The sequence below is a fragment of the Rhodoferax mekongensis genome (assembly GCF_032191775.1).
Taxonomy (GTDB): Bacteria; Pseudomonadota; Gammaproteobacteria; order Burkholderiales; family Burkholderiaceae_C; genus Allorhodoferax; species Allorhodoferax mekongensis.
Genome location: NZ_CP132507.1, coordinates 1,993,055 through 2,009,476, shown reverse-complemented (window position 1 = coordinate 2,009,476; position 16,422 = coordinate 1,993,055). Strand labels below are relative to the sequence as shown.

Here is a 16,422-nt window from a genome sequence, read left to right as displayed (position 1 = left end):
CCCTTGCCGGGCTGGCCCCGGCATCGCAGCGGGAGAGCCTGCCGCCCACCCGGGCAGCAGCGCCGAAGGAGCAACCACCCCGGAAACTCTCAGGCACCCAGGACCGCTGCGATCTGGGACGAAAGTCCCTTTGCACTCTGAAGAGCTGCCGCGCACTTGTCCGCCGGCACACCGCAGGAGCAAGCCCGCCGTCCACAAGACAGCGGGTGAATCTCTCAGGTCTCAAACAGAGGGGGTCGTCACCTGCACATGGTGTGCGGGTGGGCGACTTCAATGTTTGCGACTGATTTGCGAGAGAGCTCTTTATGAAACACATTGCCATCATCGGCGGCGGCATCACCGGCGTTACCAGCGCCTACACCTTGGCCAAGGCCGGCTACAAGGTCACCCTGATCGAGAAGAACCGCTACGCGGGCATGGAAACGTCCTATGCCAACGGCGGCCAACTTTCGGCCTCCAACGCCGAGGTCTGGACCCACCCCAGCACCCTCGTGAAGGGGCTGAAATGGATGTTCACCAAAGACGCCCCCTTGCTCATGAACCCCGCGCCCACCTGGCACAAGCTGAGCTGGATGACCGAGTTTGTGGCCTCCATCCCAAAATACCGCGAGAACACCGAAGCCACCACCCGCCTGGCCATTGCAGCACGCGAACACCTGTTTGCCTGGGCGCAGGCGGAGGGCATTGACTTCGACCACCAGCGCAAAGGCATCCTGCACATCTACCGCAACAAGGCAGGTTTTGAGCACGCGGGCAAGGTCTCCACCATGCTGGCCGCGGGCGGCCTCTCGCGCCGCACCGTCACACCGGAAGAAATGCGCTATATCGAGCCCACCCTGCAAGGCACTTACTACGGCGGTTACTACACCGAGAGCGACTCCACCGGCGACATCCACAAGTTCACCCACGGCCTGTCGCAAGCCTGTGCACGCCTGGGCGTGACCACGCTCTACGGCCACCAGGTCGCCAGCGCTAGCACCGACGGCACGGTGGCCACCTTGGAGCTGCAACACGAGGGCGGCACCGAGACCCATCGGTTTGACGGCGTGGTGGTGTGCGCCGGTGTGCATGGCCGCGGCATTGCGGCGCAGCTGGGCGACCGGCTGAACATCTACCCGGTCAAGGGCTATTCCATCACTGTGCAACTGAACGACGAAGCCAGCCAACAAGCCGCGCCCTGGGTCAGCCTTCTGGACGACGAGACCAAGCTCGTCACCAGCCGTCTCGGGGCAGACCGCTTCCGCGTGGCAGGCACCGCCGAGTACAACGGCATTGACTACGACATCCGCGCTGACCGCATCCGCCCGCTGATTGCCTGGGTGAACCAGCTCTTCCCCGGTGTGAACACCCGCCGCTGCGAACCCTGGGCCGGTCTGCGCCCCATGATGCCCAACATGATGCCCCGCGTGGGCCGCGGCAAGCGCAACAACGTGTTCTACAACACCGGCCACGGCCACTTGGGCTGGACGCTCTCGGCCATCACCGCCCACCAGTTGGCCGGGCATGTGCACCAGCAGCTGCCGGCCTGATCTACCATTTCTCATCGCCCTTAGGACATCACCATGGCAGTCTCCGTATTCGACCTGTTCAAAATCGGCATCGGTCCCAGCAGCTCGCACACGGTGGGGCCCATGCGGGCGGCCCGCCTGTTTGTAGGCCGCTTGCAGCACGAGGGGCTGCTGGCGCGCACCACCACCGTGCGCTGCTGGCTGCATGGCTCACTAGGCGCCACCGGCAAGGGCCACGCCAGCGATGTAGCGGTGCTGCTGGGCCTCTCCGGCCTGGAGCCGGACACGGTGGAGGTAGAGCAGATTGCCCCCACGCTGGCCGACATACGCGGCAACAAAAGCATCCAGCTGGCGGGGCAGCACGCGATTGCCTTCAACGAAAAAGACGACCTGCTCTTCATGCGCGCGCCCCTGCCCTTCCATGCCAACGGCATGCGTTTGGTGGCGCTGGATGCGGCTGGCGAAGAGCTGGCCAACCGGGTGTACTACTCGGTCGGCGGCGGCTTTATCGTGAGCGACGAAGTGGCCGCCGACGGCAGCCGCCAAAAGGTGATCGCTCCGGACGCCACCGTGCTGCCCCTGCCCTTCACCAGCGGCGAAATGCTGCTGGAGGTTGCGCGCCGCGAAGACTTAAGCATTGCCCAGGTGATGCGCCGCAACGAGCAGCACTGGCGCAGCGATGCCGACATCGACACCGGCCTTCTGCGCATCTGGAATGTGATGCAAGACTGCGTGAAGCGCGGCTGTGCGACCGAGGGCGTGCTGCCGGGCGGCTTCAAGGTCAAGCGCCGTGCCAAGGCCCTGCGTGATGCGCTGGTGTCCAAACCTGAGGAGGCCTTGCGTGATCCGCTGCAGGTGCTGGACTGGGTCAACCTCTATGCCCTGGCCGTGAACGAGGAAAACGCCGCAGGCAGCCGCGTCGTCACCGCACCCACCAACGGGGCAGCAGGCATCATCCCCGCCGTGCTGCACTACTACAGCCGTTTTGTGCCGGGCGCGAGTGATGCCGGTGTGATCGACTTTTTGCTGACCGCTGCGGCCATCGGCATCCTGTACAAAGAGAACGCCTCCATCAGCGGCGCTGAGGTGGGCTGCCAAGGCGAAGTGGGCGTGGCCTGCAGCATGGCCGCCGCCGCCCTTTGTGCGGTGATGGGCGGCACACCCGAGCAGGTGGAGAACGCCGCCGAAATCGGCATGGAACACCACCTGGGCCTGACCTGCGACCCGGTGGGAGGGCTGGTGCAGATTCCGTGCATCGAGCGTAACGCGATTGCTTCGGTCAAAGCCATCAACGCCGCCCGCATGGCGCTGCGAGGCGACGGCAGCCACTTCGTGAGCCTGGACAAGGTCATCAAGACCATGCGCGAAACCGGCGCGGACATGAAGACCAAATACAAAGAGACAGCCCGCGGCGGGCTGGCGGTAAACATCGTGGAGTGCTGATCGGCATGGCCTGAGCGCCCTCGCGAAGGCACAATTCCTGTTTACTTCAAGGGAGTCGGGTCATGCTCAAAAGTGCGTTGTTTGCGTTAACGACAGCCGTTGTTTTGACGGGCTGTGCGAGCCTGCCAACGAGCGCACCCGGTGGGGGTGGACGGCGTGGCGTGCGTCGGCACCCCGCAGGCTCCTGAACAAGGCGTGCAAGCCTCCGACAACCCGGCCTTGATGGCCATGGTCCGACTGCCCAGCGACAAAGGAGGCGTGTGCGAAGCCAAGGTGCTCGCGGTCACCGCACCGGTGGTGCTGTACCGGGTGTTTGATGCCGACAAGCCCTACACCCAATGGGGCGGCTGGTGGTCCCTTCAGCCACCTTCGGGCACCAAAGAGCAGTACCGTGCGGACAATGCCATCTGCCCCGAGTGGAGCCCTTTGAACAAAGTGGTGTCCTGCCAGGTGCGGCCCGGCAGCCAGCTGGTGATTGGCACTACCCAAAGTGCGCAGTGTGCCGATGGCAGCATCTACCCCAAGACAGCCCAGACCCAAGTGTTTGTGCCCAACGACAGCCGCGCCGGCATCGTGCATGTGGGCGCGTGCAGCGCAGTCAGCGACTGGCCTTGAAGCCAGCGCGTTTCGAGTTTTTTTGCTAAAGACCAGTTTGGTATCCAAAGCCCGTTAGGACCAAAGTGAAACGTTTATCGATCTCGCTTATCTCTCTGCCCTTAATGGCGATGTTTGCGTTTTCGCTCGTTGCGTGTATTGGCCCTGCAGGATGCACCGCTAGCGAATGGATTGCCGCCGGCATGGTGATGCCCGGCTTTGTGATTGTTCTTTTCATGCCCATGCCTCTGCTACTTGCCGGGGCCCTATGGCTTCTTTTACGCTTACGCCTTACAGCGGCATGGCACTTTCTGCTTTCAGGTGCAATCGTCGGCTCGGTTTCTGTGTTGCCGTACGTCTGGCGGACTCTATGGGGGTCTCGATTGGACTGGAGTTATCGGCTTGCGCAATTGAACGGGGTTTGGGGACCGGCAGCAACAACAACGGCAGTAATGGGGGTAATCTGGTTAGCAGCAATCTGGCGCAATCAAGAATTTGCACGGAGAGATTGACCGCGAATTTTCGACATCTATCACTTGCTTAAACAGTATCCAGTTTAAGTACTTTCTCAGCACTAACAAGGATACATAGCTCCTAAATCAATAGCTGCCCGCGCATATTCCATGAGCGCCAGAGGCCGAAATCATTTAAAACTTCGCCTCGATAATCCCTTGGCATGATCAATCGCACCAGGCACTTTCACACGCTAAGCCAGCGCGTTGCGCACGATGGCCGCGCGCAGGCGGGTCAGCTCTTCTACACCCAATATGTCGCGCAGCTGCGCCACGACGCGGCTGACGGCGGCTACATCGGTGATGGGTTCGCCTTCCCACTCGGTGCCCATGTGCTCGGTGCCCAGCACTTCGGCGAACTGGCGGTAGGTTTCTTTCATTCGCGCCATGTGACCTTCGCCACCTGGAAACAAACGCTCGGCGCGGTCGTTGGCGCCTATGCGGCGCAGGGCCCGCTCAAAGGGTTCCAGCCGGGCCTCTACATCGCGGGTGATCCAGAGCACGTATTTCTGTTTGATTTGCAGCAGGCGGTCGGAGTGGTCCAGGGCTTCCTGTGTGGGCCCTTCGCGGAACAGGGTCCGCAATGCGGACAAGACTTCAGCCACATATTCCTCGCAAAAGGCCACGTGCTTGTCAAAGGCGGTAGACGCCATGTGCGAGCCTGCCGCGAGTGAAAACCGCTGCTGGGATTCGGAGAGCTGGTTATCCTGCTGGCGCTTGGCCTGCTCACGCAGGATGTCCACCACCACCGCAGACAGCGCGCCGAAGATGGGCACAGCCGCCAGCGTTTGCACCAGCTCACCATGCGGCAGCAATAGCACTATGACGAGCGCGACGAGGATGACGGCCAAGAGAGCCAGAATGTGTTTGCGTTGCATACGTGCGGGTACAAGCTTTACCAAAGTACGACTGTAGCGCGACAGCCAACATCTGCTTGCAAGCGCATTACACAGCTTTACCCACGTTTGCCGGAGCTGCAAACCTGCTTCACAGCTGGCGCGCACCATGAAGGTCCCTTCACTTAGGAACCTCTCCATGAAAAAACTGTTGATCACGTCTTTTGTTCTTGGCTCTTTGGCTGCAGGCTCAGCGTTTGCAGCTGGCCCTGCCGGCGGCACGGATCTGTCCGGCTTCAGCATCGGCACCAATGCCGAATTCTCCCGCGGCACGGTGAGCGCCAACGACGGCAGCTCAGACGGAGGCGCCACCACCAGCGCCGGCATTAATGCCCGCTACGACTGGTCGCTGACCCCTACTTTCGCAGTGGGCTTGGGCGCAAGCTACAGCACCGGTAACCATGCGTTCGGCAGCTACGCCAACGGTACCGCCGCCACGGTGAACAACCGCTACTCGCTGGACATCGTGCCCACGGTGGCCCTGTCCAACAACTACCAGCTCTACGGCAAGTTGTCATCCATCTACGGCACGGCCGCCAGCACCGATGGCGTGGCCACCAGCAATGTGCAGGGCGTGGGCTACGGCATCGGTGTGCGCAAGATGCTGGATAAAAACCTCTATGTGCAAGCCGGCTACGACCTGAACAAATTCAACGACATCACCTACAGCAACGGCACTACGGCTGCGCTGCAAGAGAACGTTTACAGCATCGGTATCGGCTACAAGTTCTAAGGTCCGTCAGACCTTGAACTGGTCCACGGCGCGCTGAAGGTCCTGCACCCGCTGGCGCATGGCCTCAGCCGCCCCAGCAGTGTGGTTGACCTGCTGGTGGTTGCTGCGTGTGTCTGCACGCATCTGAACCACCGCGCTGCTGACCTCTTGCACGCTGTGACTTTGCTGCTGACTGGCCGCCGAAATTTCGCCCAGGATTTCGGTGACCTGGCGCACAGCGTTCACAATGTCTTGCATGGTGTTGCCGGCGCGGCCCACCAGCTGGGAGCCGCTTTCCACCTGCTCTGCCGAATGGCTGATCAGTTGGCGGATTTCTTTGGCAGCCTCTGAGCTGCGCCCGGCCAAGGAGCGCACCTCGCTGGCCACCACGGCAAAGCCACGGCCTTGCTCTCCGGCCCGGGCCGCCTCTACGGCTGCATTGAGCGCGAGGATGTTGGTCTGGAAAGAGATGCCCTCAATCACCGCAATGATGTCGACCACCTTGCGCGAACTGTCGGTAATGGCCTGCATAGTGCTTACCACTTCCCCCACTACCTCACCGCCACGCTGGGCAATGCCGGATGCGCTCACCGCGAGAGTGCTTGCGCTTTGGGCGCGCTGTGCGTTTTCGCGGACGGTCGAGGTCAGCTCTTCCATGCTGGCTGCCGTTGAGTCCAGCGCGTGGGTTTGCATCTCAGTGTGTTGCAAAAGCTGGGCGCTGGCGTGCGCAATGTCACCGCTCGATGCCGTCAGGGGTTGCGTGCTGTCCTTGATGCGGGTTACCAGGTCGGTGAGCGTGTCTTCCATGGTGCCCATGGCGTCCAGCAGGCGGCCGAACTCGCCGCCGCGGGTGTTCTCAAAGTCGTGGCTCAAATCACCGGCAGCCACCGTCTCGGCAATGTGAATGGCATCGGCCAAGGGGCTGGAAATACTTTGCACCTGCCGGAACGCGGAGAACACGCCTAACAACACCGCCAGCACCGCAAACAGCACCATGCTGCTTTGCGCTTCGCCCGCCAGTGTTTTAAATTGCGGGGCTTGCGCCACAACGGCATTGAGGGCGGAGTAACCGCTGTACAGAACCGCCAGTGTAAGCGCGAGCACCAGCGCATAAGTCAGCGCCATGCGCCGGCTCAAGGTCATGGAATCAAAAACGGGCATAGGCGTTCGGAGGGTGAATATGGATTGCAGGAATGCGATCACTCCAGTGTAGGCACATGCCTGCAAGCCTTAACCCCGAAAAAAGCGGGGTTTACCCGCAGCACGGCCCTAACCTAAAAAACAGGTCATGTTGATCCAAGACCCTTCTCTTTGCCGACAATGGTGTTTTTTTAGTCGCACGAGAAAACTCCCTATGCAAGCGCCCCATGCCCCCCTGCCCCAATGGTCCGTTGCCTGGCCTGTGATTGCCTGGTGCCTGCTGGCTGGCAATATGGCCGGGCTGGCGGGCGGCTGGTGGGTCGCACTGCTCGCTGCCGGGTTGATCGGCGCCGTGCTATCCGCAGTGCACCATGCCGAAGTAGTGGCCCATCAAGTGGGTGAACCGTATGGCACCCTGGTGCTGGCGCTGGCCATCACGGTCATTGAGGTGGCCCTGATCGTCTCCATGATGCTGGCCGGCGGTCCGCAAACGACAGCGCTGGCGCGCGACACCGTGTTCGCCGCCGTGATGCTGATCCTGAACGGTATTGTGGGCCTGTGCCTGCTGGCGGGTGGCAGCAAGCACCGGGAGCAGACCTTCGGCCAACTGGGCGTAAGTGCGTCGCTCACCACGCTGGCCGCCATTGCCGTATTGACGCTGGTTCTGCCCAACTACACCACCAGCATTCCAGGCCCCATGTACAGCCCCAGCCAGCTGGCGTTTGTGGCCGTGGTGTCTCTGGTGCTGTATGGCACTTTTGTGCTGGTGCAAACCGTACGACACCGCGACTACTTTTTGCCTCAGGATGCTGAAGATGCCCACGCGGAGCCCCCGGGCGTCAAAGTGGCCATGGCAAGCGGAGGCCTGCTGCTCATGGGCCTGGTTGCCGTGGTTCTGCTGGCCAAGGCCTTGGCACCCACCATTGAATTGGCGGTAGAACAGGCAGGAGCACCCAAGGCAGTGGTGGGCATCATCATAGCCATGGTGGTGCTGTTGCCCGAAGGGCTTGCCGCTTTCCGGGCAGCCCAAGCCAACCGCCTGCAAACCAGCCTGAACCTGGCATTGGGTTCAGCATTGGCCAGTATCGGTCTGACTATTCCGGCAGTCGCTATCGTGTCATTGGCCACCGGCTGGACACTCACTTTGGGACTGGACGTGAAGTCGGTGGTGCTCCTGCTCCTGTCTTTGTTTGTGACCAGCTTGTCATTGAGCACGGGGCGCACCACGGTGTTGCAAGGCACGGTACATCTGGTGCTGTTAGCCACCTACCTGTTTACCACCATCGTGCCATGAATCTGCCCAAGGCTTGACCGATATCAATTCGACCCGCCCGCAGCCGGCTACATTGCCCCCCAGAGGACGCAACATGCCAAACTTTTTCAGGGCCTTGACCATTGCCGCTGCGGTGTTGACGCTGCTGCCTGGCTGCTCGCCTGGTGAGCCAGAGCGTGCCCTGACTTACAGCCAACAGGCACGCGAGGGCACGGTGCCTGTGTACCGGTTTGCCGTCCATCCCCTGCATAGCCCGCACAAGCTGCTGCAAACCTACCAGCCCTTGATCGACTACCTCAACGCCCATCTCATCAACGCCCATCTGGAGGTGGAAGCCTCCAAAGACTACGGAGCCTTTGAGGCCAAGGTCAGCGCATCCGAGCCAGCTTTTTTGTTGCCCAACCCGGTGCAGACCCTGCTGGCGCGACAAAAAGGCTACGAGGTCATGGCCATGGCCGGCGATGCCAGCGATTTCAAGGGCATTTTCATCGTACGCAAAGACAGCGGCATTCGCCAGCCGCAAGACCTCAAGGGCAAGACGGTCAGCTACCCTTCCCCCACTGCGCTGGCAGCAGCCATCATGCCGCAGTACTACTTGCATCAGCAGGGGATAGATGTACAACGCGATGTTAAGAATGCCTATGTGGGTTCACAAGAATCCTCTATCCTGAATGCTTACCTGGGGACTTCTGCCGCCGCGGCGACGTGGCCTCCACCCTGGCGCATGTTCCAGAAAGACAACCCCGCCGAGGCCGCCCAGATGATGCAGATTTGGGAAACGCCCCCGCTGATCAACAACTCGGTGATGGCCCATGCATCGGTGCCGCTGCCTGTACGCCAGCAAGTCAAGGCGCTCCTGCTCGGGTTGAAAAAGGTGCCCGAAGGCGTTGCCATACTTGAGCACTTGGAGACCGCTGCTTTCTACCCTGCAGACAATCAAAGCTACGATGTGGTGCAACAGTATCTGCAAACTTTTGAGCAGACCGTACGGCCGGTACAACTCCAACTCAACTGATGCGACTCGCTCTACGCCAACTGCTCCTGGGAAGCCTGCGTCGCCAGCTCATGCTGGGCATGGCGCTGGTGGTCTTGTTGACGATGCTCTTGCTGATGTGGGACTTGGCCCTGCGCCAGCACAGTGAAGTCAAAATCCGGCAAACCGAGCAGGCCATCACCCTGGCTGAGAGCATTGCCTTGTCATCCAGCGTGTGGGTGGCGTCCCGCGATCTGTCCGGCTTGCAAGAGATTGTGGGCAGCGCAGCCGCCTTTCCGGATATCCGCTATGTCATCGTTCTGGACAGGCGTGGGCAAATTCTGGCCCCATTCGGATTCCGCTTGAATGATCTGCCGGAAGACCCCAAGACCCTCACTCTGCAAGACACCAATTCTTTGCTGGACTTGGCCAGCCCGGTCATGTTGGACGCCAGACACCTGGGTTGGGTGCGCATCGGCATAGGACGTACCCAGTTCAACACGCAGGTTGAGCGCATGCTCCAAAGCGGACTTTGGTATCTCGCCAGCAGTATTGTGCTGATCGGGCTTTTCGCATCGGTCACGGGGCTGTATTTCACCCGCCGCCTGAATGCCATCAGCAAGGTAGCAGATGCGGTGCAAGCCGGCGATACCAGGCAGCGTGTCGACATCAAGGGCAGCGACGAGGCGGCCCGGCTCGCGCAAGAATTCAACGCCATGCTGGACACCTTGCAGCAACGCGAGCAGGAACTGGTGCAATCACGAGACGCCCTCCGGATCGCCGCTACTGCTTTTGAATCCAACGATGTCATGTTTGTCTGCGACGCCGATTGGCGGATTCTGCAGGTGAACTCGGCGTTCCATCGGGTAACCGGTTACCTCCCGGAAGAAGCCATCGGCAAAGCACCAAGAGACCTCATGGGCTCCGGGATCCAGACCCAGGAGTTCTACGAGCTCATGAACGAAAGCATCCATACCCATGGAAGCTGGCAAGGTGAGGTCTGGGACCGGCGCAAGAACGGAGAAACCTACCCTGCATGGACCACCATCACGGCAGTGCGCTCCGAAAGCGGAGAGGTCACCCACTATGTGGCCAATCTGTCCGACTTCAGTGCGCGCAAAGCCGCTGAGAACGAAATCAAAACCCTGGTGTACTTTGACTCGCTGACCATGCTGCCCAACCGTCGCATGTTGATGGGACGTCTGGAAACCGCTATGCAGGTTGCCTTGAGCACTGGCCACTTGGGCGCACTGCTGTTTGTGGACCTGGACGACTTCAAGACGCTTAACGACACGCTGGGGCACCACCAGGGCGACATCCTGCTCCAGCAAGTGGCCAACCGCCTGCAGTCCTGTGTACGGGAGGCTGACACTGTAGCCCGCTTGGGAGGCGATGAATTTGTGGTGATGCTTGAGGGCTTGAGCAAAGACGTGGCTGAGGCTTCGACCCAAGCGGAGGCTGTGGCGGGCAAGGTTATGCAGGCGTTGAATCAGCCTTATGACCTGGGCATGTTGACCCGCAGCAGCACACCCAGCATAGGCATCACGGTGTTCGGCAACCAGCAGGAATCGCTGGATGAGCCCCTCAAGCGGGCGGATCTCGCTATGTACCAGGCCAAGGCGGCAGGACGCAACACCTCGCGTTTGTTTGACCCCAAAACACAAGCCGCCGTGACCCTGCGTGCGGACCTGGAAGCTGCTCTGCGCACTGCCCTGGAAGAAGAACAGTTTGTGCTCTACCTGCAGCCCCAAATCTCCGAAGACGTGCGCGTGACCGGTGCCGAAGCCTTGATCCGCTGGCAGCACCCCACACGGGGTCTCGTGATGCCAGGCGAGTTCATCGCAGTGGCTGAAGACTGCGGAATGATTGTTCCAATCGGTAACTGGGTGCTGAACACGGCTTGCAAGCAATTGGCTTTGTGGGCCTCCCAACCGGCCTTTGCCCACATGACAATCGCAGTGAATGTGAGTGCCAAGCAGTTCCACCAGCATGACTTTGTGGAGCAGGTACTGGATGCTCTCTCCCGGCATGGCGCACATGCCAGCGGTCTGAAAATCGAGATTACCGAAAGCATGTTGATTGCAAACGTGGATGATGTGATCGTCCGCATGGAGGAGCTCCAGCACCACGGCGTGGGCTTTGCCATGGATGACTTCGGTACCGGATATTCATCCCTCACTTACCTCAAACGCCTGCCTTTGGATGTGCTCAAAATCGACCAGAGTTTCGTGCGGGATGTGCTGGTCGACAGCAATGACGCGGCGATTGCCAACATGATCGTGGCCCTGGCAAATAGCATGGGCCTGAGCGTGATTGCCGAAGGCGTAGAGACCGTGGAGCAAATGCAGCATCTGGCTCGGCACGGGTGCCATGCCTACCAAGGGTATCTGTTCAGCAAGCCGGTACCCGTGGAGCGATTTGAAGCCTCCTTGGCAGACTTTCTGAAACCGCTACAACAGGCCGCCACCCTCACGCATTTGAAGCAGTTGGGTGATTGAGGCGCCATACGCGCAGGGCGCAAAGCATGGCACATACGGCCATCATTGCAGTGGCCCAGAACACACTTTGCAGCCCCCAGCGGGCACTGAGCTGTCCACCCGCCAGCCCACCGATGACGCCGGGCACGCCATAGCCAATCACGGTATAGAGGGCCTGTCCACGCCCGCGCAAGCTGCCAGGAAAATGATGTGACACCATCGCAATGCACGCGCTGTGGTGCGCCGCAAATGTGAGTGCGTGCAGGGCTTGCATGACTGCCAGCAGCCAGAGTACCGAGGCCATGGACGCCGTCACTCCCATGCGCAGGGCCATGACTGCAGCACATAAAATCAGCCATCCACTCAGGCTCAGGCGCGGTATCCAACGGCTCTGGGTGAAAAACCAGCCGATTTCGACCGTCACCGACACCGCCCACAGCACCCCGATCATGGTCTTGGAATAGCCCAGCGAATCCAGGTACAGCGAGAAGAAGCTGTAAATCCCCATGTGCGAAAGAATGTGGAAAAACGCAGAGGCAAAGAACCAGCGCACTGCTGGCTGAAGCAGCACCGGGAGGATGGGGGATGCCGTCAAGGAAGACGCAGCGTGCTGCTCCTTAACGTCCGGCATGCGGAATGCAAACACCAACAAGGCGGCCAGGCTCAACGACACAACCAAGGGAAAGCTGGCCATGCCCACATGCTCATACCAGGCACCGGCAGCCATCACAGCCAACATGAAGCCCAGCGAACCCCACAAGCGCACCCGGCCGTAAAGCTTGGTGTCAAACACCCCACCCCGGCTCACCACATGGGCCACTGCCGCCTCCGTCATGGGCATCATGCCGCTGGTTTGCAGATAGACCACCAGCAACACCAGCCCCAACCACCAGAAGCCGCCATTCCACCAGAGCCCGGCAGACGCCAACAAAGCCAAACCTGCGCCCCAACGCATCAAGCGGGCGCGCTCGCCAGTGCGGTCACTCAGCGCACCCCAGGCATAAGGGGCAAACATGCGGGTCGCGGCTTGGATGGAAGTGAGCACACTGATGCTCACCAGACTCAGGCCCAAGCTCTTGAGCCACAGCGGCAAAAACGGGTTCATCAGCGCGCCGTGCGCACAGTACACAGCGGAGAGCGCGGCAAAAGGCAAGACCTGCCGCATGCCCGGTGCGGCGGCCTGCTGAGGCGTGTCGCTCAAATGCTGCCCGGAATAGGCGTCAGCGTAGGCACCACGTCGCCGCATTGGGCGCGGTGGCGCAGGGCGTGGTCCATCACCACCAAAGCCAACATGGCCTCGGCAATCGGCGTAGCGCGAATGCCGACGCAAGGGTCGTGGCGGCCTTTGGTCACCACCTCAGTGGGGTTGCCTTGAGAGTCAATCGAGGCGCGGGGCGTGATGATGGAGCTGGTGGGCTTGATGGCAATGCTCACCTCCAGGTCCTGCCCGGTGGTAATGCCGCCCAACACGCCACCAGCGTTGTTGGTCGCAAAGCCTTCAGGCGTCAATGAATCGCCGTGGGTCGTGCCGCGCTGGGCCACACTGGCAAAGCCGGCGCCAATTTCCACGCCCTTGACCGCATTGATGCCCATCATGGCGTAGCCGATGTCGGCATCCATCTTGTCGAACAAAGGCTCACCCAAACCCACCGGCACATTGCTCGCGGTCACGCGGATACGGGCGCCGCAGGAGTCGCCGGCTTTCCGCAAGGCATCCATGTAGTCCTCCAGGGCCTGCACATCAGCTACTGGCGCGAAGAAAGGGTTGTTGGGCACGTAGTCCCAGGACTCGAACGCGATAGGCAACTCCCCCACTTGGGTCATGCAGCCGCGGAACTCGGTGCCATATTTTTCTTTGAGCCATTTCTTGGCCACCGCACCTGCCGCCACCATGGGCGCGGTCAGGCGGGCGCTGGAGCGGCCACCGCCACGCGGGTCTCGGATGCCGTATTTCTGGAAGTAAGCGTAGTCCGCATGACCGGGGCGGAAGGTGTCGAGGATGTTGCCGTAGTCCTTGCTGCGCTGGTCGGTGTTCTGAATGAGCAGCGCAATCGGGGTGCCCGTGGTTTTGCCCTGGTACACACCGCTGAGGATTTGCACCGCATCCGGCTCATTGCGCTGGGTGACGTGGCGGCTGGTGCCTGGGCGGCGGCGGTCCAGGTCGATCTGGATGTCAGCTTCTGAGAGCTCCATGCCGGGGGGGCAGCCGTCAATGATGCAGCCGATGGCCGGGCCGTGGGATTCACCAAAGTTGGTGACCGTGAATGTGTGTCCGAAGGTATTGCCGCTCATAGTTCCCCGATTATCCCTGACGCGACTGTATGAGCCGCTAACCGGGTTGGAACAGTTTATGCATCGTGCTGCAGCGCACCATTTCAGTGTTTCACCGCTTTTTTGAACCAGGAGTGAGCCATGCTAGACCGCACTGCAACCAAGTTCTCCCATGTCAAACCTGAGGACACGCAATTTGTTTCCGGGGGGCTGCGTGATTTTTTCCTGTACCGGGATCTGGGCATCGCCGAAGCCACGCACGGAAAGGTGATAGCGCATTTGGTCAAAGCCAATATGGCACCAGAAACAGGCACCGGCTGGCACCGGCATGAGGCGGACTTTCAAATCGTCATCATGACCAAAGGCTGGGCGCGCTTCATGTACGAGGACAAGGAAACTCTGGTACAGGCAGGCGACGTGATTCACCAGCGCCCTGGCATACGCCACTACCTGTTCGACTACTCCCCCGACATGGAATACCTGGAAATCGTCTCACCGGCGGACTTCAAGTCGATTGATGTCGAGCCGGTCTGCGAGGTACCTGCGCCCACCCCGTGGAAGTAAGCGGCAGTGGAGCGTGGGGGTTTAGAACTCGGCGTCCAACTCGTCAATCTCGTCCGGCTCTGACCGGGCGGCTTCCACCCACTCTTGCATGGCCGGCAAGGCCATCATGAGCTTGCAGTACGCGGCGGCCTGTTTGTCCAGTTTGACGTCATAGGTCATGAAGCGGGTAACCACCGGCGCATACATGGCGTCTGCAATGCAGGGTTGTTTGCCGAAAAGGTAGGGCCCACCGTAGTTTTCCAGGCATTCTTTCCAGATAGCCAGAACCCGGTCAATATCGGCCTGCGCGCGGGACCAGACCTTGAAGTCAGGGAAATGCGCTTTGATGTTCATGGGCAATGCACCACGCATGGACGCGAAGCCGGAATGCATTTCACCACTGACCGCGCGGCAATGGGCACGCGCTTTGATGTCGGCCGGCAACAGGCCGGCTTTGGGCTTGATTTCGTTCAGGTATTCGCCGATGGCCAGGGTGTCCCACACGGTCACGCCGTTGTGCTGCAAGGTGGGCACCAGCATGCTGCTGGAGAGCAGAAGCATTTCGGCGCGCATGGCCGGATCGTCGGGGGAAATCACTTTTTCCGAAAAGTCCAACCCCGCCAGCTTGGCCATCAGCCACCCGCGCAGGGCCCATGCACCGTAGTTTTTGCTGCTGATGGTAAGAATCGCTTTGGCCATGATGCTGCTTTCGGGGTTGTCGGTGTGCCCCAAGCCGTGCAAGGGTTGTGCCAAGCACAGCAGCCATAGTCTGACCCGCAGTCTTGGCGCGCAAATTGCCTAGGGAAGAACACAAGGCTTTTGCCGCACCAAGACAGGACTCCCATGCTGTACCAGGCCTACCAGAACCAAGCTGATTTGAGCTCGCCCCTGCGCCTCATGGCCCAGAGCATGAGTGCCATGCTGTGGATGAACAACACCGAAGGCAGCTGGATGCGCAAGGTGTCCGCCGGCATGGAGGTGTTCTCGCGCATGCGGCTGACCCATTCGCGGCCCGACTACGGCATTGACTCTGTGACGGTGGACGATGAGGTCTACCCGATTGAAGAAGAAACGGTGTTGAGTCTGCCTTTCGGCAGCCTGCTGCACTTCCGCAAAACCACGGCTCTGGCGGAACCCCAGCCCAAGGTGCTGTTGGTAGCCCCCCTGTCGGGCCACTTTGCCACCCTGCTGCGCGAAACCGCCCGCACGCTGCTGCAGCATCACGACGTCTACATTACCGACTGGCACAACGCCCGGGATGTAGCTTTGCGCCACGGCCCTTTCGGGCTGGACGATTACATCGACCACATGATCCGTTTCACCCAGACGATTGGCCCTGGCGCGCATCTTGTGGCCGTATGCCAGCCTTGTGTGGCTGCGCTGGCTGCCACCGCCCTGATGGCCGAGGACGACGACCCGGCCCAGCCCCGCAGCCTCACGCTGATGGCAGGCCCGGTGGATTGCCGGGTGAACCCCACCGAAGTCAACAAGCTGGCGGTGAGCAAGCCGATTGACTGGTTTGAGAAGAACCTCATCAGCCACGTGCCCCTGCCCCACAAGGGCTATATGCGCCGCGTGTACCCGGGCTTTGTGCAGCTCAGCGCCTTCATGAGCATGAACCCGGAGCGGCACAAACAGTCGTTCAAAGACCTGTACCAGCACCTGGTGAACGGCGATGTGGAAAAAGCCAATGTGATCCGCGTGTTTTACGACGAATACCTGGCCGTGAATGACTTGCCCGCAGAGTTCTATCTGGAGACCGTGGAAAAAGTCTTCCAGACCTACGACTTGCCACGGGGCAAGCTCACCTACCGCGGCAGGCTGGTCAACCCGGCTGCCATTCGCCGCACCGCCTTGATGACGGTAGAAGGCGAACGGGACGACATCTGCTCAGTAGGGCAAACCGTGGCGGCACAAGACCTGTGCAGCAACATCCGCCCCTATAAAAAAACACACCATGTGCAGACTGGTGTGGGGCACTATGGAGTATTCAGTGGTCGCAAGTGGAACCAGCAAATCTACCCGCGGGTGCGGGAGATGATTCACGCGAGCGAAGGCTAAATCTCTATCCCCAGGCTCG

14 protein-coding genes and 2 riboswitches are annotated in these 16,422 nt (G+C 60.6%); of the genes, 9 read left to right on the top strand and 5 right to left on the bottom strand.

Features of this window, described 5'->3' with window-relative positions:
• Nucleotides 1-19 precede the first annotated feature (19 nt).
• A riboswitch (glycine riboswitch) is annotated at nucleotides 20-116 on the top strand.
• Nucleotides 117-127: 11 nt separating this feature from the next.
• A riboswitch (glycine riboswitch) is annotated at nucleotides 128-240 on the top strand.
• A 65-nt stretch (nucleotides 241-305) separates the two neighbouring features.
• From RAN89_RS09730 to RAN89_RS09720, 3 genes are all read left to right on the top strand, one after another.
• Complete coding sequence (locus RAN89_RS09730) at nucleotides 306-1,529, top strand: D-amino acid dehydrogenase (protein WP_313866145.1); 1,224 nt, start codon at nucleotides 306-308, stop codon at nucleotides 1,527-1,529.
• A gap of 33 nt (nucleotides 1,530-1,562) precedes the next feature.
• On the top strand, nucleotides 1,563-2,951 hold the full coding sequence (locus tag RAN89_RS09725) for an L-serine ammonia-lyase (RefSeq protein ID WP_313866144.1): 1,389 nt from the start codon (nucleotides 1,563-1,565) through the stop codon (nucleotides 2,949-2,951).
• A gap of 114 nt (nucleotides 2,952-3,065) precedes the next feature.
• Nucleotides 3,066-3,566 carry a hypothetical protein gene (locus RAN89_RS09720; RefSeq protein ID WP_313866143.1) on the top strand — a complete coding sequence of 167 codons (501 nt, stop codon included), beginning with the start codon at nucleotides 3,066-3,068 and terminating at the stop codon, nucleotides 3,564-3,566.
• A 685-nt stretch (nucleotides 3,567-4,251) separates the two neighbouring features.
• Here RAN89_RS09720 and RAN89_RS09715 read toward each other — a convergent pair.
• A complete protein-coding gene (locus RAN89_RS09715) occupies nucleotides 4,252-4,935 on the bottom strand; it encodes a hypothetical protein (RefSeq protein ID WP_313866142.1) in 684 nt (227 codons plus the stop codon).
• A 157-nt stretch (nucleotides 4,936-5,092) separates the two neighbouring features.
• On the opposite strand from RAN89_RS09715, the gene RAN89_RS09710 reads away from it, so the two are divergent.
• Complete coding sequence (locus RAN89_RS09710) at nucleotides 5,093-5,686, top strand: outer membrane beta-barrel protein (protein ID WP_157673238.1); 594 nt, start codon at nucleotides 5,093-5,095, stop codon at nucleotides 5,684-5,686.
• Nucleotides 5,687-5,692: 6 nt separating this feature from the next.
• On the opposite strand, the gene RAN89_RS09705 is transcribed toward RAN89_RS09710, so the two are convergent.
• A complete protein-coding gene (locus RAN89_RS09705; RefSeq protein WP_313866141.1) occupies nucleotides 5,693-6,826 on the bottom strand; it encodes a methyl-accepting chemotaxis protein in 1,134 nt (377 codons plus the stop codon).
• 193 nt (nucleotides 6,827-7,019) lie between these two features.
• On the opposite strand from RAN89_RS09705, the gene RAN89_RS09700 reads away from it, so the two are divergent.
• The 3 genes from RAN89_RS09700 (at nucleotide 7,020) to RAN89_RS09690 (ending at nucleotide 11,549) form a co-directional block, all read left to right on the top strand.
• Complete coding sequence (locus RAN89_RS09700; RefSeq protein ID WP_313866140.1) at nucleotides 7,020-8,099, top strand: calcium:cation antiporter; 1,080 nt, start codon at nucleotides 7,020-7,022, stop codon at nucleotides 8,097-8,099.
• Between the two features lie 73 nt (nucleotides 8,100-8,172).
• Complete coding sequence (locus RAN89_RS09695) at nucleotides 8,173-9,093, top strand: PhnD/SsuA/transferrin family substrate-binding protein (RefSeq protein ID WP_313866139.1); 921 nt, start codon at nucleotides 8,173-8,175, stop codon at nucleotides 9,091-9,093.
• Entirely contained in the window at nucleotides 9,093-11,549 is a 2,457-nt protein-coding gene (locus RAN89_RS09690; protein ID WP_313866138.1) for an EAL domain-containing protein, read from the top strand. The genes RAN89_RS09695 and RAN89_RS09690 overlap by 1 nt, the downstream gene beginning before the upstream one ends.
• On the opposite strand, the gene RAN89_RS09685 is transcribed toward RAN89_RS09690, so the two are convergent.
• The gene (locus RAN89_RS09685; RefSeq protein ID WP_313866137.1) at nucleotides 11,521-12,729 is read right to left on the bottom strand and encodes an MFS transporter; all 1,209 of its coding nucleotides are present in this window, start codon (nucleotides 12,727-12,729) and stop codon (nucleotides 11,521-11,523) included. The two genes, RAN89_RS09690 and RAN89_RS09685, sit on opposite strands and share 29 nt — an antisense overlap.
• On the bottom strand, nucleotides 12,726-13,820 hold the full coding sequence (gene aroC / locus RAN89_RS09680; protein WP_313866136.1) for a chorismate synthase: 1,095 nt from the start codon (nucleotides 13,818-13,820) through the stop codon (nucleotides 12,726-12,728). The genes RAN89_RS09685 and aroC overlap by 4 nt, the downstream gene beginning before the upstream one ends.
• A gap of 120 nt (nucleotides 13,821-13,940) precedes the next feature.
• Here aroC and RAN89_RS09675 point away from each other — a divergent pair, with 120 nt between their 5' ends.
• The gene (locus tag RAN89_RS09675; RefSeq protein WP_313866135.1) at nucleotides 13,941-14,363 is read left to right on the top strand and encodes a cupin domain-containing protein; all 423 of its coding nucleotides are present in this window, start codon (nucleotides 13,941-13,943) and stop codon (nucleotides 14,361-14,363) included.
• A 21-nt stretch (nucleotides 14,364-14,384) separates the two neighbouring features.
• On the opposite strand, the gene RAN89_RS09670 is transcribed toward RAN89_RS09675, so the two are convergent.
• Entirely contained in the window at nucleotides 14,385-15,041 is a 657-nt protein-coding gene (locus RAN89_RS09670) for a glutathione S-transferase (RefSeq protein WP_313869370.1), read from the bottom strand.
• 144 nt (nucleotides 15,042-15,185) lie between these two features.
• On the opposite strand from RAN89_RS09670, the gene RAN89_RS09665 reads away from it, so the two are divergent.
• On the top strand, nucleotides 15,186-16,403 hold the full coding sequence (locus RAN89_RS09665; RefSeq protein ID WP_313866134.1) for a polyhydroxyalkanoate depolymerase: 1,218 nt from the start codon (nucleotides 15,186-15,188) through the stop codon (nucleotides 16,401-16,403).
• Nucleotides 16,404-16,422: the final 19 nt, after the last annotated feature.